Source organism: Streptomyces aureocirculatus (genome assembly GCF_000720475.1).
In the GTDB taxonomy this organism is placed as follows: Bacteria; Actinomycetota; Actinomycetes; order Streptomycetales; family Streptomycetaceae; genus Streptomyces; species Streptomyces aureocirculatus.
Window position 1 is genome coordinate 105,237 of record NZ_JOAP01000019.1, and the last position, 17,986, is coordinate 123,222.

Here is a 17,986-nt window from a genome sequence, read left to right on the forward strand (position 1 = left end):
GGTCGACGCGGTCACGCAGGGTCGATCTCGCGCAGCAGCCCCGTCTTCACGTCGAAGACGAATCCGCGCACGTCGTCGGTGTGCAGGAGGAACGGCGACGTCCGCACCCGCTGCATGGACTGGCGCACGTCCTGGTCGACGTCGCGGAACGACTCCACCGCCCAGGCCGGCCGCTGGCCGACCTCCATCTCCAGGTCGTGCCGGAACTCCTCCGTGAGGGACTCCAGGCCGCAGCCGGTGTGGTGGATGAGGGCCACGCTGCGGGTGCCGAGCGCCCGCTGGCTGATGGTCAGGGACCGCAGGACGTCATCGGTGACCACGCCGCCGGCGTTGCGGATCGTATGACAGTCGCCCAGTTCGAGGCCGAGCGCGGCGTGCAGGTCGAGGCGGGCGTCCATGCAGGCCACCACGGCGACCCGCAGCACCGGGCGGGCGTCCATGCCCGGGTCCGTGAAGTCCGCGGCATAGCGCGCGTTGGCCTTGACGAGACGGTCGGTGACCGTGCCGTCCTCGCCCGCACCACCGGTGCGTATGGCGCCTTCGGGACCTGTGGGTACTGATGCGGAAGTCGTCATGACTATGACGGTAATGGTCACGGGGCGTGTGAGCCTGCTGTGAGAGCGGACAAAGAACGCCTTGGAGCGTTGTTGTGAGGGAACCCACAGGGGCGGCGATGGCGCGTCCGAACAGGTGACGCGCGCTCTCCGGGAGCGAACGGCCGCTCCCGGCGGGGCCGGGCCGCGCCGCGCAGGCCAGTTGATTGACCGCGAGACACGGTGGACTAAAGTGACGCGAAGCGGGAGTGGAGTCCGCTCGGCCTCCTTCCTGGTCTCCGCCCCGCTGGACCGCTCCGGAGCTTCCCGGGCGGTTCCGGAGATTTCCATTGAGTCCCCCCACGTGCGCGGCGCGTACGTACGGCTCGGCCTCCTCCCGCTCCCGGTCGGCCGACGCCACTTCCCCGGCGCCGGCCAGCCGGATTCCCCTTCAGGAGCGGGTGGGGACCCGGCCGTGCGCACGGCGACCGCGCCGGACCCTGAGAGGGTGCAGTGAGTTCTGCCCGACATGTCCCGGTGATGCTCCAGCGGTGCCTGGACCTGTTGGCCCCGGCGCTCGCGGAGCCGGGAGCGGTCGTCGTCGACTGCACCCTCGGGCTCGGCGGGCACAGCGAGGCACTGCTCGCCGCCTTCCCCTCGGCCCGGCTCGTCGCCCTGGACCGCGACAAGGAGGCGCTGCGCCTGTCCGGCGAGCGTCTCGCCCCCTACGGCGACCGGGCCACCCTGGTGCACGCGGTCTACGACGAACTGCCCGAGGTCCTCGCCAGGCTCGGCATCCCGCGCGCGCAGGGCGTCCTGTTCGACCTCGGCGTCTCCTCCATGCAGCTCGACGAGGCCGACCGCGGCTTCGCCTACGCCCAGGACGCCCCGCTCGACATGCGCATGGACCAGACGACCGGCGTCAGCGCGGCCGAGGTGCTCAACACCTACCCGCCAGGCGACCTGGTGCGGATCCTGCGCGCGTACGGCGAGGAGAAGCAGGCCAAGCGGATCGTGTCCGCCGTCGTGCGCGAGCGCGAGAAGGAGCCGTTCAGCAACAGCGCCCGGCTCGTCGAGCTGATCCGTGACGCGCTGCCGCAGGCCGCCAAGCGCACCGGCGGCAACCCCGCCAAGCGCACCTTCCAGGCCCTGCGCATCGAGGTCAACGGCGAGCTGAGCGTCCTGGAGCAGGCCATTCCCGCGGCCGTGAAGACGCTCGCCGTCGGCGGCCGCATCGCCGTCCTCTCGTACCACTCGCTGGAGGACCGCCTTGTCAAGCAGGTGCTCGCGGCGGGCGCCGCCACCACCGCGCCCCCCGGTCTGCCGGTCGTACCCGAGCAGTACCAGCCGCGGCTCAAGCTGCTCACGCGCGGCGCCGAACTGCCCACGGACGAAGAGATCGCCGAGAACCGCCGGGCCGCGCCGGCCCGGCTGCGGGGTGCCGAGCGCATCCGCGAGGACGCGCTGTGAGACCCCGCCGCGAGGTAGCCACGTGAGCGGCCTCTTCGGAGAGGTCCCCTTCTTCGGGGAGGCCCCGCACTTCAGGAAGGCCCACTCTTCGGAGAGGCCCCTTCTCTTCGGAGAGGCACCATGAGCCGCGTCCGCAAGGAGGCCCGATGAGCAAGAAGCCCGAGCTGCGGGGGAGGGCGGCGCGGCTCGCCCAACTGCTGCCCGCGGCCCCGAGCCAAGCCGCCCGCACCCCCTTCGTGCTCCTGGTCGTGCTGCTGCTCGGCGGCGGCCTGATCACGCTCCTGCTGCTCAACTCCTCGCTCAACGAGGGCTCCTTCCAGCTCACGAAGCTCAAGAAGGAGACCCAGGAGCTGACCGACGAGGAACAGGCCCTCCAGAAGGACGTGGACAAGTACGCCGCCCCGGACGCCCTCCAGCGCCGCGCCCGTGAACTCGGCATGGTCCCGGGCGGCGACCCCGCCTTCCTCGGCCCCGACGGCAAGGTCCGCGGCGTCCCCGGTGCCGCCCAGGGTGCCGCCGTCCGCCCGTCGGCGGCCCGGCAGCCCGCCGTCCTGCCCCCGCTCCTCGCGTCCCCGGCGTTCCCGGCACCGCCGCCGGGCGTGACGTCCGCCTTCCCTTCCCCTTCCGCCTCCGCCTCCGCTTCCACTTCCGCTCGGCAGCCGGTCACGCCCTCCCCGCAGCCGCCCGCGACGGGCTCCCCGAGCGCGGCCGCAGGACCGTCGGCACCGGCCTCCGCCGCCGCGGGCGGCGCGCCCCGGCCGCCGGTCTCCGCCGAGCGGCCGACCCCCACGACTCCCGGCAGGTGACGTAAGTGACGGACCGCCAACCGCCACCCCCACGGCGCCGGGTCCCCGGCCCCGCACGCCCCGCCCGCCCCGCAGACCGGCGCAGGCCGGACCCGGGAGCGCGCCCGCCCGCCGCGCGCGGCCCCCGTCCGCCCGGACGGGGACCGAGGAACAAGGCCCCCAAGACCATCCGCCTGGGCAGCCCGCGGCCTCGGCTGCGCATGGTCAGCCTCGGTCTGACCCTGGTGATGCTCGCCTTCGTGGTGCGGCTCCTCCAGGTGCAGGCCGTGGACGCCGACGTGTACGCCGCAAAGGCGGAGAAGAACCGGTACTCCAGCCACAAGCTCGCCGCCGAGCGCGGGGCCATCACCGACCGCAGCGGCGTCGAACTCGCCACCAGCGTGGACGCGTACGACATCACCGCCGACCCCTCGCTCTTCACGCGGAAGGAGACGAAGACCGGCGACGCGCCCGAGCAGGCCGCCGCGCTGCTCGCGCCGATCATCGACAAGGACACCGACGAGATCGCCGAGAAGCTGCGCACGCCTAAGTCGCGCTTCACACTGCTCGCCCGGCGCGCGACACCGCAGGTCTGGAAGCAGATCAAGGACCTGCGCACCGCCCTCGCGGACAAGGCGAGCGCCGACCCGGGGGCGGTCAACGTCCTCGGGGGCGTCTTCGCCGTGCCCACCAGCAAGCGGGTGTACCCGAACGACGGGCTCGCCGCCGGGATACTGGGCTGGGTCAACGCCGACGGCAAGGGCGGCGGCGGCGTCGAGCAGCAGCTCAACAAGGAACTCGCGGGCAAGCAGGGCGAGATCCGCTACGCCCAGTCGGGCGGCCTGCGGGTGCCCACCGCGGGCAGCACGGAGAAGCCCGCCGTGCCCGGCTCGGACGTCGAGCTGACCATCGACCGCGACATCCAGTGGGCCGCGGAGGACGCCATCACCGAGCAGGTCGAAAAGTCCCGTGCGGACCGCGGTTACGTCCTCGTACAGGACACCAGGACCGGCGAGATCCTCGCCATGGCCAACGCACCCGGCTTCGACCCCAACGACATCTCCCAGGCCCGGGGCACGAGCCTCGGCAACGCCGCACTCCAGGACGCCTTCGAACCCGGCTCCACCGCCAAGATCATGTCGATGGCCGCAGTCCTGGAGGAGAACGCCGCCACCCCCGGCACCCGCGTGACCGTGCCCAACCGTCTGCACCGCGGGGACCGTCTTTTCCAGGACGACATCGACCACCCGACCTGGTACCTCACGCTCAACGGCGTGCTCGCCAAGTCCAGCAACATCGGCACCATCCTCGCCACCGGCGAACTCGGCGAGACCCAGAAGCAGGCCAACGAGAGCCTCTACTCGTATCTGCGGAAGTTCGGCATCGGCAAGAAGACCGGGCTCGGCTTCCCCGGCGAGACCTCCGGCATCCTCGCGCCGCCCGCCAAGTGGTCGACGTCCCAGCAGTTCACCATCCCCTTCGGCCAGGGCGTCTCCATCAACGCGATGCAGGCCGCCTCGGTGTACTCGACCATCGCCAACGGCGGCGTACGCGTCGAACCGACCCTGGTGCGCGGCACCAAGGGGCCCGACGGCCGCTTCACGCCGGCGCCCGCACCCAAGAAGACCCGGGTCGTCAGCGACAGGACCGCGCGGACCGTCGCCCAGATGCTGGAGTCCGTCGTCGACGACGAGCAGGGCACGGGGACCAAGGCCCGCATCCCCGGCTACCGCGTCGCGGGCAAGACCGGCACGGCCAACCGGGTCGACCCCAAGACCGGCCGCTACCACGGCTACACCTCGTCCTTCGCCGGCTTCGCCCCCGCCGACAAGCCGCGCGTCACCGTCTACTGCGTCATCCAGAACGCCACCGAGGGGAGCTACTTCGGCGGTCAGATCTGCGGTCCCATCTACAAGAAGGTCATGCAGTTCGCCCTCAAGACGCTCCAGGTCCCGCCCACCGGCAAGGCCCCCGCGCGCCTGCCGGTGACGTTCAGCCCCGGCAAGCCGGAGACCCCGGGACGGCCCGCGAACGGCCGCTAGGAACAGACCGAACGGACCGGAACAGACCGAACGGACCGGAACAGACCGAACGGACCGGAACAGACCGAACGGACCGGAACGGACCGGAACGGACACCCGAACAGGAAAAGCCCGTGACGACGATCACCCCGGACCCGGGGAACCGGGCCGCGACACACCGCCCGACGAGCGGCCCCGCGCCCATCCCCGGGACCGACCGCACTACGCCCGGACCCCTCCCTTTTGGCTCTGGGGCGGGTACGCCCGGTACGCTCACCGCCGTGCCACACGCTGATCAGTCCCAAACCACTCAGAAGGACGCTCCCGTGAACCACCCGGGTCCGCCGAGGCCGACGCAGGTCTCCGCCACCCCCCTCGCGGAGCTCGCCGATCAGCTTGGGGCCGCGGCCCCGGGCACGGACGCCGCCATCACCGGCATCACGCACGACTCGCGTGCGGTGCGTCCCGGTGATCTCTACGCCGCCCTGCCCGGCGCCCGTATGCACGGCGCCGACTTCGTCGCGCAGGCCGCCGACCTCGGCGCCGCCGCCGTCCTCACCGACCCGACGGGCGCCGACCGCGCCGCCGCCACGGGACTGCCGGTGCTCGTCGTCGCCGACCCGCGCGGCAGTATGGGCGAGCTCGCCGCCACGGTGTACGGCAGGCCCGGCCGCGATCTGCTCCAGATCGGCATCACCGGCACCTCCGGCAAGACCACCACGGCGTACCTCATCGAGGGCGGCCTGAAGGGCGTCCGCCAGAGTTCTGGGGACGGGCGCGAAGCGCAGTCGGCCGAGGGCGGTGGTGGGCGCCGGGTGGGCCTCATCGGCACCGTCGAGATGCGCATCGGCGAGGAGCGCATCAAGTCGGAGCGCACCACGCCCGAAGCCACCGACCTGCAGGCGCTCTTCGCGGTGATGCGCGAACGCGGCGTCGAGGCGGTCGCGATGGAGGTCTCCAGCCACGCCCTGGTGCTCGGCCGGGTCGACGGGTGCGTCTTCGACGTCGCCGTCTTCAACAACCTCAGCCCGGAGCACATGGAGTTCCACTCCGGCATGGAGGACTACTTCCAGGCCAAGGCGCAGTTGTTCACGAAACGGCGCGCGCGGCTCGGCGTGGTCAACTTCGACGACGAGTACGGCCGCAGGCTCGTGACCGAGTCCGAGATCCCCGTCACCACCTTCTCCGCCGAGGGCCACCCCGACGCCGACTGGCGCGCCGAGGACGTCGAAGTCGGCCCCCTCGACTCGACGTTCACCGCCGTCGGACCCAAGGGCGAGCGGATCGCCGCCAAGTCGCCGCTCGCGGGGCCCTTCAACGTCGCCAACACGCTCGCCGCGATCGTGGCGCTCGCCGTCGCCGGGCTCGACCCGCAGCGGGCCGCCGACGGCGTCGGGGCCGTCGCGGGCGTCCCCGGCCGCCTGGAGCGCGTCGACGCGGGCCAGCCCTACCTCGCCGTCGTGGACTACGCCCACAAGACGGACGCCGTCGACTCGGTCCTGCGCGCGCTGCGCAAGGTCACCGAGGGCCGCCTCACGATCGTGCTCGGCTGCGGCGGCGACCGCGACCGGACCAAGCGGAAGCCGATGGGCGCGGCCGCGGCCCGGCTCGCCGACACCGCCGTACTGACTTCGGACAACCCCCGCGGCGAGGACCCCCTCGCCATCCTCGCGACGATGCTCGCGGGCGCCGCCGAGGTGCCCGCCCACGAGCGCGGCGACGTCGCCGTGTTCGAGGACAGGGCCGCCGCCATCCGCGCGGCCGTCGCCCGGGCCGAACCCGGCGACACCGTTCTCGTCGCGGGCAAGGGGCACGAGCAGGGCCAGGACATCGCCGGAGTGGTCCGTCCCTTCGACGACCGCCAAGTGCTTCGCGAAGCTATCGAGCAAACCCAGGGATGAAGTTGTGATCGCCCTCTCCCTCGCCGAGATCGCCACCGTCGTCGGCGGGCAGACGTACGACATACCGGATCCGCAGGCCCAGGTCACCGGACCGGTCGTCAAGGACTCCCGTGAGGTGCAGCCAGGCGCCCTGTTCGCCGCCTTCGTGGGCGAGCGCGTCGACGGGCACGACTACGCCGCCCAGGTCGTGGGCGCGGGCGCGGTCGCCGTGCTCGGCTCGCGGCCGTGCGGGGTGCCCGCGATCGTCGTCGACGATGTGCAGACGGCGCTCGGTGCCCTCGCGAGGCACGTCGTCGCCCGGCTCGGCGCGATTCCGGTCGCCCTCACCGGGTCCGCGGGCAAGACGAGCACCAAGGATCTGATCGCCCAGGTCATCGGCCGCAAGGCGCCCACGGTGTGGACGCCGGGCTCGTTCAACAACGAGATCGGCCTGCCCCTGACCGCGCTGAGCGCCACCGACGAGACCAAGTTCCTCGTCCTGGAGATGGGCGCCCGCGGCATCGGCCACATCCGCTACCTCACCGGCCTCACACCGCCGCGGATCGGCCTGGTCCTGAACGTCGGCACCGCCCACATCGGCGAGTTCGGCGGCCGGGAGCAGATCGCGCAAGCAAAGGGTGAGCTCGTCGAGGCGCTGCCCGCCGACGGCACGGCGATCCTCAACGCCGACGACCCCCTCGTCCGCGCGATGGCCACGCGCACGAAGGCCAGGGTGCTGCTCTTCGGAGAGGCCGACGACGCCGACGTACGCGCCGAGAATGTCCGGCTCACCGAGAACGGACAACCCGCCTTCACGCTGACCACACCCTCCGGGTGCAGCGACGTGCGGCTGCGCCTGTACGGTGAGCACCACGTGTCGAACGCGCTCGCCGCGGCCGCCGTCGCCCATGACCTTGGCATGTCCGTGGACGAGATCGCCCTCGCGCTCTCCGAGGCGGGCACGCTGTCCCGCTGGCGTATGGAGGTCACCGAGCGCCCGGACGGTGTGACGGTCGTCAACGACGCCTACAACGCGAACCCCGAGTCCATGCGAGCCGCCCTGCGCGCGCTCGCGGCCATGGGCAGGGCCGGACAGGCCGGCGGAGGACGCACGTGGGCGGTGCTCGGTCACATGGCCGAGCTGGGTGACGACGGGCTCGCCGAGCACGACGCGGTCGGACGCCTTGCCGTCCGGCTGAACGTGAACAAGCTCGTGGCAGTCGGGGGCAGGGAAGCGTCCTGGCTCCAACTGGGCGCATACAACGAGGGTTCGTGGGGTGAGGAGTCGGTGCACGTGTCCGACGCACAGGCGGCGATCGACCTGCTGCGCAGCGAGCTGCGCCCAGGAGACGTCGTGCTGGTGAAGGCGTCCAGATCGGTCGGTCTCGAGCGGGTCGCCCTGGCGCTGCTCGACGACTCCGCCGCGTCTTCGGAGGGGCAGGTCGCCGGCCGATGAGGCAGATCCTCTTCGCAGGTGTGATCGGGCTCTTCCTGACCCTGGTCGGTACGCCCCTGCTGATCAAGCTCCTGGCCCGCAAGGGCTACGGCCAGTTCATCCGGGACGACGGTCCGCGCGAGCACCACAGCAAGCGCGGTACGCCGACCATGGGTGGTATCGCCTTCATCCTGGCCACGCTCATCGCGTACTTCCTCACGAAGTTCATCACCGGCGGGGAGTTCACGCTCTCCGGCCTCCTGGTGCTCTTCCTGATGGCGGGCATGGGCCTGGTCGGCTTCCTCGACGACTACATCAAGATCGTCAAGCAGCGTTCGCTCGGTCTGCGCGCCAAGGCGAAGATGGCGGGCCAGTTGATCGTCGGCATCGGCTTCGCCGTGCTCGCGCTGAACTGGCCGGACAACCGCAACCAGACCCCGGCCTCCACCAAGCTGTCGTTCGTCACGGACTTCGGCTGGTCGATCGGCCCGGTCCTGTTCGTGGTCTGGGCGCTGTTCATGATCCTCGCGATGTCGAACGGCGTGAACCTCACCGACGGCCTCGACGGCCTCGCCACCGGTGCCTCCGTGATGGTCTTCGGCGCCTACACCTTCATCGGTGTCTGGCAGTACCAGGAGTCCTGCGCCAACGCCAACACGCTCACCAACCCGGAGGCGTGTTTCGAGGTCAGGGACCCGCTCGACCTCGCCGTCGTGGCCTCCGCGCTGATGGGCGCCTGCTTCGGCTTCCTGTGGTGGAACACCTCGCCCGCGAAGATCTTCATGGGTGACACCGGTTCCCTCGCCCTCGGCGGCGCGCTCGCGGGCCTCGCGATCTGCTCCCGCACCGAACTGCTGCTCGCCCTCCTCGGTGGTCTCTTCGTCCTGATCACCATGTCGGTCGTCATCCAGGTCGGATCGTTCCGGATGACCGGGAAGCGGGTCTTCCGGATGGCGCCACTCCAGCACCACTTCGAACTCAAGGGGTGGTCCGAAGTCCTTGTGGTGGTCCGGTTCTGGATCATCCAGGGCATGTGCGTGATCGTCGGACTCGGACTCTTCTACGCAGGGTGGGCGGCCACCAAGTGACCACCGACTGGCAGGGCAGGCACGTCACCGTCGCGGGCCTCGGCGTCTCCGGCATCCCGGCGGCCCGGGTCCTCAGCGGCCTCGGCGCGAGGGTCACGGTCGTCAACGACGGGGACGACGAGCGTTCCCGTACGCAGGCCGCCGAGCTGGAGGCCGCGGGCATCACCGTCCGCCTCGGCGACGGCGCTACCCTGCCGGAGGGCACCGACCTGGTCGTCACCACACCCGGCTGGAAGCCCGACAAGCCCCTCTTCGCCGCGGCTGCCGCTGCGGGTGTCGAGGTGTGGGGCGACGTCGAGCTGGCCTGGCGCCTGCGCGGCGAGGACGCGGCGCCGTGGTTGGCGGTCACGGGCACCAACGGCAAGACCACGACCGTACGGATGCTCGCCTCCATCCTGGAGGCGGCGGGCCTGCGCACCGCCGCCGTCGGCAACATCGGTGTCTCGCTCCTCGACGTCGTCACGGGCGAGCAGGAGTACGACGTCCTCGCGGTCGAGCTCTCCAGCTACCAGTTGCACTGGGCGCCCTCGCTGCGCGCGCACTCCGCGGCGGTCCTGAACCTGGCGCCCGACCACCTCGACTGGCACGGCTCCATGGAGGCGTACGCCGCCGACAAGGGCCGCGTCTACGAGGGCAACCAGGTGGCCTGTGTCTACAACGTCGCGGACAAGGCCACCGAGGACCTGGTCCGCGACGCCGACGTCGAAGAGGGCTGCCGGGCCATCGGTTTCACGCTGAACGCGCCCGCCCCCTCCCAACTGGGAGTCGTGGACGGCATCCTGGTCGACCGTGCCTTCGTGCCGGACCGCCAGAAGCAGGCCCAGGAACTCGCGGAGATCGCGGACGTACGGCCGCCCGCGCCGCACAACATCGCCAACGCCCTGGCCGCCGCCGCCCTCGCCCGCGCCTACGGCGTGCCCGCGTCCGCGGTCCGTGAGGGCCTGCGCGCCTTCCGCCCGGACGCCCACCGCATGGAGCACGTGGCCGATGTCGACGGGGTCGCGTACATCGACGACTCCAAGGCCACCAACACCCACGCCGCGCAGGCGTCGTTGGGCTCCTACGAGTCGATCGTGTGGATCGCCGGTGGCCTCGCCAAGGGCGCCACCTTCGACGAGTTGGTGGCCGGTGCCGCCGCGCGGCTCAAGGGCGTCGTCCTGATCGGCGCCGACCGCGCGCTGATCAGCGAAGCGCTCGCGCGACACGCCCCGCAGGTCCCGGTCGTGGACCTCGACCGGACGGACACTGGTGCGATGTCCGAGGCGGTACGGCAGGCGGCACGGCTCGCGGGGCCGGGAGACACCGTCCTGATGGCGCCCGCCTGTGCGTCGATGGACATGTTCACCAACTACAACAAGCGTGGTGACGCGTTCGCGGCAGCCGTCCGCGAACTCGGCGCGAGCGCCTGACGGCGGGCCCAGCGGTGGTCCGGGGGCGCCCGGCACCCGAAGGAGGGCACGTGGCAGCCGTGGCAAGCGTTCGTACGCCGTCGTGGCGGGGGTTCCGTGGACGGCCGGGAGCCGGGACGGGCCGCGCGGCCGCCGGGAGGGGGCCTGAGGCCCTCGGTACGGGACCGGTGGCCCTTGGTACGGGACCGGTGGCCGCCGGTACGGGACCTGTGGCCCTCGGCGGTACGGGACCGGTGGCCCTCGGTGCGGGACCGGTAGCCGCCGGTACGCAACCTGTGGCCCTCGGTACGGGGGCTCGCTGATGCCCGGACGAGCTCCTGTGCGCACGCCGCGCACCCCCAAGCGCCCCCCGCGCCCGCGCACCGCCCCGGCGGCCACCGTGAGCCCGCTGCGGCAGTTGTACCTCCGGGCCCGGCGGGCCTGGGACCGGCCGCTGACGGCGTACTACCTGATTTTCGGCAGCAGTCTGCTGATCACCGCGCTCGGCCTGGTGATGGTCTACTCGGCGTCGATGATCCAGGCGCTGCAGCTCAACCTGCCCGCGTCCTACTTCTTCCGCAAGCAGTTCGTGGCCGCGGTGCTCGGCGCGGGACTGCTGCTCGTGGCCATGCGGGTGCCGGTGAAGCTGCACCGGGCGCTCTCCTACCCGATGCTCGCCGCTTCCGTCTTCCTGATGGTGCTCGTACAGATCCCGGGGATAGGGCGCAGCGTCAACGGCAATCAGAACTGGATCTATCTGGGCGGTCCCTTCCAGCTCCAGCCCAGTGAGTTCGGCAAGCTCGCCCTGGTGCTCTGGGGCGCGGACCTGCTGGCGCGGAAACAGGACAAGCGCCTGCTCACCCAGTGGAAACACATGCTGGTGCCGCTCGTTCCCGTCACCTTCATACTGCTTGGCCTGATCATGCTGGGCGGCGACATGGGGACGGCCATCATCCTCACCGCGATCCTCTTCGGCCTGCTGTGGCTGGCAGGGGCGCCGACGCGGCTGTTCGCCGGTGTGCTGAGCATCGCCGCCGTCCTCGGTGTGATCCTCATCAAAACGAGCCCCAACCGCATGGCCCGGCTCGGCTGCATCGGCGCCACCGATCCCGGGCCGAGCGACCAGTGCTGGCAGGCCGTGCACGGCATCTACGCCCTGGCCTCCGGCGGATTCTTCGGTTCCGGCCTCGGCGCGAGTGTGGAAAAATGGGGTCAACTGCCCGAACCGCACACCGACTTCATCTTCGCCATCACCGGTGAGGAACTCGGTCTGGCGGGGACACTGTCGGTCCTCGCCCTGTTCGCGGCTCTAGGCTATGCGGGTATCCGCGTGGCCGGACGCACGGAGGACCCCTTCGTGAGGTACGCCGCGGGAGGCGTGACCACCTGGATCACGGCCCAGGCCGTGATCAATGTCGGTGCGGTGCTCGGTCTGCTGCCGATCGCCGGTGTCCCGCTCCCGCTGTTCTCCTACGGGGGCTCGGCCCTGCTGCCGACCATGTTCGCCATCGGGCTCCTCATCGCCTTCGCGCGTGAGGAACCGGCGGCGAAGGCGGCCCTGGCCATGCGGCAACCTCGGGTGAGATGGAACACGATGCGACGGCGCGTCAAGGCGCGCTCGTCCGGAGAGCGGTGAATTTCGGTGCATGTCGTACTCGCCGGTGGGGGGACCGCCGGCCACATCGAGCCTGCGCTCGCCCTCGCGGACGCCCTGCGCAGGCAGGACCCGACCGTGGGGATCACGGCCCTGGGCACGGAGCGCGGCCTCGAGACCCGACTCGTACCCGAGCGGGGCTATGAACTCGCCCTGATCCCCGCCGTACCCCTGCCGCGCAAGCCCACGCCCGAGCTGATCACGGTGCCGGGCCGGCTGCGCGGCACCATCAAGGCGGCCGAGCAGATCCTGGAGCGCACCAAGGCCGACTGCGTGGTGGGCTTCGGCGGCTATGTGGCGCTGCCCGGCTATCTCGCTGCCAAGCGCGCGGGAGTGCCGATCGTGGTGCACGAGGCCAACGCGCGCCCCGGTCTGGCCAACAAGATCGGCTCCCGGTACGCCTCGGGGGTCGCGGTCTCCACCCCCGACAGCAAGCTGCGCGGCTCGCGCTACATCGGCATCCCGCTGCGCCGCACCATCGCGCTGCTCGACCGCGCCCGGGTCCGCCCCGAGGCCCGCGCCGCGTTCGGCCTCGACCCGAACCTGCCCACGCTGCTCGTCTCCGGCGGCTCCCAGGGCGCCCGGCGCCTGAACGAGGTCGTCCAGCAGGTCGCTCCGGTCCTCCAGCGGGCGGGCATCCAGATCCTGCACGCGGTCGGCCCGAAGAACGAAATGCCGTACGTGGAGAACATGCCCGGGATGCCCCCCTACATCCCGGTACCGTACGTGGACCGGATGGACCTCGCGTACGCCGCGGCGGACATGATGCTCTGCCGTGCGGGCGCGATGACCGTCGCCGAGCTGTCCGCCGTCGGGCTGCCCGCCGCCTACGTCCCGCTGCCCATCGGCAACGGCGAACAGCGGCTGAACGCCCAGCCGGTGGTCAAGGCCGGTGGCGGACTGCTGGTCGACGACGCGGAACTGACGCCCGAGTGGGTCCAGGGCAATGTCCTGCCCGTACTCGCCGACCCGCACCGGCTGTACGAGATGTCCCGCGCCGCCTCGGAGTTCGGGCGCAGGGACGCCGACGACCTCCTCGTCAACATGGTGTACGAGGCGATTGCGTCACGCCGCAGCGCGTGAGAGAAGGCAGGGACAGTGGCCGGACGGGCCGGACCGACGACCGCCGAACGACGGGGGGCCGGTTCTGGGCCGTCCCGCCCGTCCCGCCCGCGCCCCCGCCGCCCGCGGCTGCCGCGCCTGTCGCGGCTGCCGGGGGGTCTGCGGCTGCGCACCCTGATCGTCGTGACGGCCGCGCTCGCCGTGCTCGTGGGCGGCGGCGCCTGGGTGCTCTACGGCTCGCCCTGGCTGCGGGTGGAGCGGGTGACGACCTCCGGCACGATGGCGCTCAAGCCGCACGAGGTGCGCGCGGCGGCCGGCGTCCCGCTCGGCGGACCGCTGATTTCGGTCGATTCCGGAGCCATCGAGGAGCGGCTGCGGAGAGAATTGCCCCGAATTGACGCGGTTGCTGTCACTCGCTCCTGGCCCCACGGAATCAGCCTGAAAGTGACGGAGCGCACTCCGGTACTGCTGATGAAAAAGGGCAGAAAGTTCATCGAAGTGGATGCGAAGGGTGTCCGGTTCGCCACGGTCGAGAAGGCTCCGCGGGACACCCCGCTCCTGGAAATGGCGACCGACCCCGACGGCAGCGCCGGTGCCAGCCTCCGCCGCTTCGACGCCGAGCGGCTGCGCCGCGAGGCCGTCCGCGTGGTGGCCGCCCTGCCGGGCGCCGTCGCCGCGGACACCCTGGCCGTCAAGGTCCGTTCGTACGACTCCATCTCGCTGCGGCTGCGCGACGGGCGCACGGTCCTGTGGGGCAGTGGCGAGAAGGGGCGCGCGAAGGCCGAGGCACTTGCCGCGCTCATGAAAGCAGTTCCGAAGGCACGGCACTTCGACGTGAGCGTCCCCACGGCCCCTGCGTCATCCGCGAGTTGACGTACATCGACGCAGGCCAGCACCCTGGATGGGCAGTGCTCCGCCTGATCACATAGGGTGAAAAGAAAAACGGGAGGTTCGGCGTGTTCGTTGAACGCGCGCCACTTGTCGACTTAGTGTCCTGTTCGGAAGAGTCCAAGGAACAGACACACTGGTAACCCTAAACTTCAGCGTTAGGGTTCGGGTCGGCGTTCGGACCGTCCCATTCGGCATCAGTCGACGTTTCGCGGCAGTGCGAGACGACGACACGTAACTCGAGGCGAGAGGCCTTCGACGTGGCAGCACCGCAGAACTACCTCGCAGTCATCAAAGTCATCGGTGTCGGCGGCGGTGGTGTCAATGCCATCAACCGGATGATCGAGGTCGGTCTCAAGGGCGTCGAGTTCATCGCCATCAACACCGACGCGCAAGCCCTGTTGATGAGCGACGCCGACGTCAAGCTCGACGTCGGCCGGGAACTCACCCGCGGACTCGGCGCCGGAGCCAACCCGGCCGTCGGCCGCAAGGCCGCCGAGGACCACCGCGAGGAGATCGAGGAGGTCCTCAAGGGGGCCGACATGGTCTTCGTGACGGCCGGCGAGGGCGGTGGCACCGGAACGGGCGGCGCGCCCGTGGTCGCCAACATCGCGCGCTCCCTCGGCGCCCTGACGATCGGCGTGGTCACCCGGCCCTTCACCTTCGAGGGCCGCCGCCGCGCCAACCAGGCGGAGGACGGCATCGCCGAGCTCCGCGAAGAGGTCGACACCCTCATCGTCATCCCCAACGACCGGCTCCTGTCCATCTCGGACCGCCAGGTCAGCGTGCTCGACGCCTTCAAGTCGGCCGACCAGGTACTGCTCTCCGGCGTGCAGGGCATCACCGACCTCATCACCACGCCCGGCCTGATCAACCTCGACTTCGCCGACGTCAAGTCGGTCATGTCCGAGGCGGGTTCGGCGCTCATGGGCATCGGCTCGGCCCGCGGCGACGACCGCGCCGTGGCGGCGGCCGAGATGGCGATCTCCTCACCGCTCCTGGAGGCGTCCATCGACGGCGCCCGGGGCGTCCTGCTCTCCATCTCCGGCGGCTCCGACCTCGGCCTGTTCGAGATCAACGAAGCCGCCCAACTGGTCAGCGAGGCCGCGCACCCGGAGGCGAACATCATCTTCGGCGCGGTCATCGACGACGCCCTCGGCGACGAGGTGCGGGTCACCGTCATCGCGGCGGGCTTCGACGGCGGCCAGCCCCCGTCCAAGCGGGACACCGTCCTCGGCTCGGCGTCCGCCAAGCGCGAGGAACCGGTCACCCCGGCCCGGCCGAGCGAACCGGCCCGCCCCGCCCCGGCGTTCGGGGGCCTCGGCAGCGTCACGGCGCGCGAGGACTCCGCCGCCCCGGCCGAGCAGCCCGAGCCCGCCGCTCAGGCGAGCGAGCCCCCGTCGTCGCCGTCGGCGCCGCCACAGGTCCCCTCGACGCGTCTGCACCAGGACAGCCAGGCCGAGGAGCTGGACGTGCCGGACTTCCTGAAGTGATAGACCAGCGCTCCACCACGAGCACCGCGAGCGGCGCGCACTTCGCCTTCACCGACAGGTGGGGCGGGGTGAGCGCCGTTCCGTACGAGGCGCTCAACCTCGGCGGCGCGGTCGGCGACGACCCCGAAGCCGTACACCGCAACCGCGAACTGGCCGCCAAGAGCCTCGCCCTCGACCCCGCGCGCGTGGTCTGGATGAGGCAGGTGCACGGCCGGGACGTCGCGGTGGTCGACGCGCCCTGGTCCGCCGAGCAGGAGATCCCGGCGGTCGACGCCGTGGTCACCGCCCGGCGCGGCCTCGCTCTCGCGGTGCTCACCGCCGACTGCACTCCGGTGCTGCTCGCCGACCCGGTCGCGGGAGTCACCGCGGCCGCGCACGCCGGGCGCCCCGGCATGGTCGCCGGGGTGGTGCCCGCGGCCGTCGAGGCCATGGTGGGCCTCGGCGCGAGGCCGGAGCGGATCGTGGCCCGCACGGGGCCCGCGGTCTGCGGCCGTTGTTACGAAGTGCCCGCGGACCTGCGCGCCGACGTGGCCGCCGTGGAACCCGCGGCGTACGCCGAGACGAGCTGGGGCACGCCCGCGGTCGACGTGACCGCCGGAGTGCACGCCCAGCTCGACCGGCTCGGAGTGCGCGACCGGGAGCAGTCGCCGGTGTGCACGCTCGAGTCGGGTGACCACTTCTCGTACCGCCGCGACCGCACGACCGGTCGGCTCGCGGGCTATGTCTGGCTGGACTGATGAGGCATGACGGACCGTAAGGCGGAACTCGCCGCAAATCTGGCGAAAGTGGAAGAGCGCATTGCGGCGGCCTGTGCGGCCGCGGGCCGCAAGCGCGAGGAACTGACCCTGATCGTGGTCACCAAGACCTACCCCGCGAGCGATGTGCGGTTTCTCTCGGAACTCGGCGTGCGCCACGTGGCCGAGAACCGCGACCAGGACGCCGCCCCGAAGGCCGCCGCCTGCTCGGATCTGCCCCTCGACTGGCACTTCGTGGGTCAGTTGCAGACCAACAAAGTGCGTTCCGTGGTCGGTTACGCGGACGTGGTGCAGTCGGTCGACAGGACCAAGCTGGTCACGGCCCTGTCGAAGGACGCCGTGCGCGCCGGGCGCGAGATCGGCTGTCTGCTCCAGGTCGCACTGGACGCGGGGGTCGGAGGCCGGGGCGACCGCGGCGGGGTGGCGCCGGACGGGATCGAGGAGTTGGCGGCGGCGGTGGCCGGAGCACCGGGGCTTCGGCTCGACGGTCTGATGACTGTCGCGCCGCTCACCGGGGAGTACGCGGGCCGGCAACGGGCGGCGTTCGAGCGGCTGATGGATTTGTCGACTGCCCTGCGCGTGACCCATCCAACTGCGAACATGGTGTCGGCAGGGATGAGTGCGGACCTCGAAGAGGCTGTGGCGGCCGGTGCGACACATGTGCGCGTCGGTACGGCGGTACTCGGAGTCCGACGCGGGCTCGGGTAACGTCGCCAAGAAGTCGGACCACAGCAGAAAATATGGTCATTCCCGCAGTTCGGCGGGGATACCTCGTGGATCGCGGGCAGTTGATGACGACGGACCTCTCGATCCACCACAGAGCGGAGGACTCAGAGCATGGCCGGCGCGATGCGCAAGATGGCGGTCTACCTCGGCCTCGTGGAGGACGACGGTTACGACGGTCGGGGATTCGACCCCGACGACGATTTCGAGCCCGAGCCGGAGCCGGAGCGCGACCGCCGGCGGCACGAGCCGCCGCACCAGTCGCACCAGTCCCACCTGTCGGACCGGGACTTGGATCGGGATGAATCGGTACGAGTGGTACAGCCGCCGGCGCCGCGCGACCCGGCGCCCCGCGCCGCTTCGCTCCCCGCTGAATCGGGACGTCCGGCACGAATCGCCCCCGTGGCATCCATCACACCCGAACGCCAGAGCCTGGAGAAGAACGCACCGGTGATCATGCCCAAGGTCGTGTCCGAGCGTGAGCCCTACCGCATCACCACACTCCACCCCCGGACCTACAACGAAGCCCGTACCATCGGGGAACACTTCCGCGAAGGCACCCCGGTGATCATGAACTTGACGGAGATGGACGACACGGACGCGAAGCGACTTGTCGACTTTGCGGCCGGTCTTGTCTTCGGTCTGCATGGCAGTATCGAACGAGTGACACAGAAGGTGTTCCTGTTGTCGCCTGCTAACGTCGATGTCACGGCGGAGGACAAGGCCCGCATCGCAGAGGGCGGGTTCTTCAACCAGAGCTGAGACGCACGTGCAGTAGACAGCAATCATCGGATCGACACGGCACGAACTC

Annotated in this window: 15 protein-coding genes; 14 read left to right on the plus strand and 1 reads right to left on the minus strand. The window is 71.1% G+C overall.

Features of this window, described 5'->3' with window-relative positions:
- Window positions 1-11: 11 nt before the first annotated feature.
- Complete coding sequence (locus IG78_RS0118065; RefSeq protein ID WP_030564364.1) at window positions 12-575, minus strand: beta-class carbonic anhydrase; 564 nt, start codon at window positions 573-575, stop codon at window positions 12-14.
- 471 nt (window positions 576-1,046) lie between these two features.
- On the opposite strand from IG78_RS0118065, the gene rsmH reads away from it, so the two are divergent.
- From rsmH to IG78_RS0118135, 14 genes are all read left to right on the plus strand, one after another.
- The gene (gene rsmH, locus IG78_RS0118070; RefSeq protein ID WP_078965546.1) at window positions 1,047-2,003 is read left to right on the plus strand and encodes a 16S rRNA (cytosine(1402)-N(4))-methyltransferase RsmH; all 957 of its coding nucleotides are present in this window, start codon (window positions 1,047-1,049) and stop codon (window positions 2,001-2,003) included.
- A 146-nt stretch (window positions 2,004-2,149) separates the two neighbouring features.
- Entirely contained in the window at window positions 2,150-2,809 is a 660-nt protein-coding gene (gene ftsL / locus IG78_RS42255; protein ID WP_037686292.1) for a cell division protein FtsL, read from the plus strand.
- A gap of 200 nt (window positions 2,810-3,009) precedes the next feature.
- Window positions 3,010-4,830, plus strand: a complete 1,821-nt coding sequence (locus tag IG78_RS0118080) for a peptidoglycan D,D-transpeptidase FtsI family protein (RefSeq protein WP_037686295.1) — start codon at window positions 3,010-3,012, stop codon at window positions 4,828-4,830.
- 113 nt (window positions 4,831-4,943) lie between these two features.
- Window positions 4,944-6,710 carry a UDP-N-acetylmuramoyl-L-alanyl-D-glutamate--2,6-diaminopimelate ligase gene (locus IG78_RS0118085; protein WP_078965550.1) on the plus strand — a complete coding sequence of 589 codons (1,767 nt, stop codon included), beginning with the start codon at window positions 4,944-4,946 and terminating at the stop codon, window positions 6,708-6,710.
- Between the two features lie 4 nt (window positions 6,711-6,714).
- A complete protein-coding gene (locus IG78_RS0118090; protein WP_030564375.1) occupies window positions 6,715-8,145 on the plus strand; it encodes a UDP-N-acetylmuramoyl-tripeptide--D-alanyl-D-alanine ligase in 1,431 nt (476 codons plus the stop codon).
- Window positions 8,142-9,212 carry a phospho-N-acetylmuramoyl-pentapeptide-transferase gene (mraY, locus tag IG78_RS0118095; RefSeq protein ID WP_030564377.1) on the plus strand — a complete coding sequence of 357 codons (1,071 nt, stop codon included), beginning with the start codon at window positions 8,142-8,144 and terminating at the stop codon, window positions 9,210-9,212. The genes IG78_RS0118090 and mraY overlap by 4 nt, the downstream gene beginning before the upstream one ends.
- The gene (gene murD / locus IG78_RS0118100; RefSeq protein ID WP_030564379.1) at window positions 9,194-10,621 is read left to right on the plus strand and encodes a UDP-N-acetylmuramoyl-L-alanine--D-glutamate ligase; all 1,428 of its coding nucleotides are present in this window, start codon (window positions 9,194-9,196) and stop codon (window positions 10,619-10,621) included. Before mraY ends, murD begins: the two co-directional genes overlap by 19 nt.
- Window positions 10,622-10,922: 301 nt before the next feature.
- Entirely contained in the window at window positions 10,923-12,236 is a 1,314-nt protein-coding gene (gene ftsW, locus IG78_RS0118105; RefSeq protein ID WP_030564381.1) for a putative lipid II flippase FtsW, read from the plus strand.
- Between the two features lie 6 nt (window positions 12,237-12,242).
- Entirely contained in the window at window positions 12,243-13,337 is a 1,095-nt protein-coding gene (murG, locus tag IG78_RS0118110) for an undecaprenyldiphospho-muramoylpentapeptide beta-N-acetylglucosaminyltransferase (protein ID WP_030564384.1), read from the plus strand.
- Window positions 13,338-13,352: 15 nt separating this feature from the next.
- Window positions 13,353-14,189, plus strand: coding sequence for a cell division protein FtsQ/DivIB (locus IG78_RS0118115; RefSeq protein WP_030564386.1), 837 nt, complete (start codon window positions 13,353-13,355; stop codon window positions 14,187-14,189).
- Window positions 14,190-14,464: 275 nt separating this feature from the next.
- Window positions 14,465-15,697, plus strand: a complete 1,233-nt coding sequence (gene ftsZ / locus IG78_RS0118120) for a cell division protein FtsZ (protein WP_030564388.1) — start codon at window positions 14,465-14,467, stop codon at window positions 15,695-15,697.
- Window positions 15,694-16,434 (plus strand): peptidoglycan editing factor PgeF, encoded by a 741-nt coding sequence (pgeF, locus tag IG78_RS0118125; protein WP_030564390.1) that lies wholly within the window; start codon window positions 15,694-15,696, stop codon window positions 16,432-16,434. Before ftsZ ends, pgeF begins: the two co-directional genes overlap by 4 nt.
- Window positions 16,435-16,440: 6 nt before the next feature.
- On the plus strand, window positions 16,441-17,160 hold the full coding sequence (locus IG78_RS0118130) for a YggS family pyridoxal phosphate-dependent enzyme (protein ID WP_030564392.1): 720 nt from the start codon (window positions 16,441-16,443) through the stop codon (window positions 17,158-17,160).
- Between the two features lie 129 nt (window positions 17,161-17,289).
- Window positions 17,290-17,937: a cell division protein SepF gene (locus IG78_RS0118135; RefSeq protein WP_030564394.1), complete on the plus strand. Its 648-nt coding sequence runs from the start codon at window positions 17,290-17,292 to the stop codon at window positions 17,935-17,937.
- Window positions 17,938-17,986 lie beyond the last annotated feature (49 nt).

What these genes read in the sequence shown, in the direction of transcription:
- IG78_RS0118065 (WP_030564364.1), bottom strand. Translation starts at nt 575, where the DNA reads ATGACGACTTCCGCATCAGTACCCACAGGTCCCGAAGGCGCCATACGC.
- ftsL (WP_037686292.1), top strand. Translation starts at nt 2,150, where the DNA reads ATGAGCAAGAAGCCCGAGCTGCGGGGGAGGGCGGCGCGGCTCGCCCAA.
- IG78_RS0118080 (WP_037686295.1), top strand. Translation starts at nt 3,010, where the DNA reads ATGGTCAGCCTCGGTCTGACCCTGGTGATGCTCGCCTTCGTGGTGCGG.
- mraY (WP_030564377.1), top strand. Translation starts at nt 8,142, where the DNA reads ATGAGGCAGATCCTCTTCGCAGGTGTGATCGGGCTCTTCCTGACCCTG.
- ftsW (WP_030564381.1), top strand. Translation starts at nt 10,923, where the DNA reads ATGCCCGGACGAGCTCCTGTGCGCACGCCGCGCACCCCCAAGCGCCCC.
- IG78_RS0118130 (WP_030564392.1), top strand. Translation starts at nt 16,441, where the DNA reads ATGACGGACCGTAAGGCGGAACTCGCCGCAAATCTGGCGAAAGTGGAA.
- IG78_RS0118135 (WP_030564394.1), top strand. Translation starts at nt 17,290, where the DNA reads ATGGCCGGCGCGATGCGCAAGATGGCGGTCTACCTCGGCCTCGTGGAG.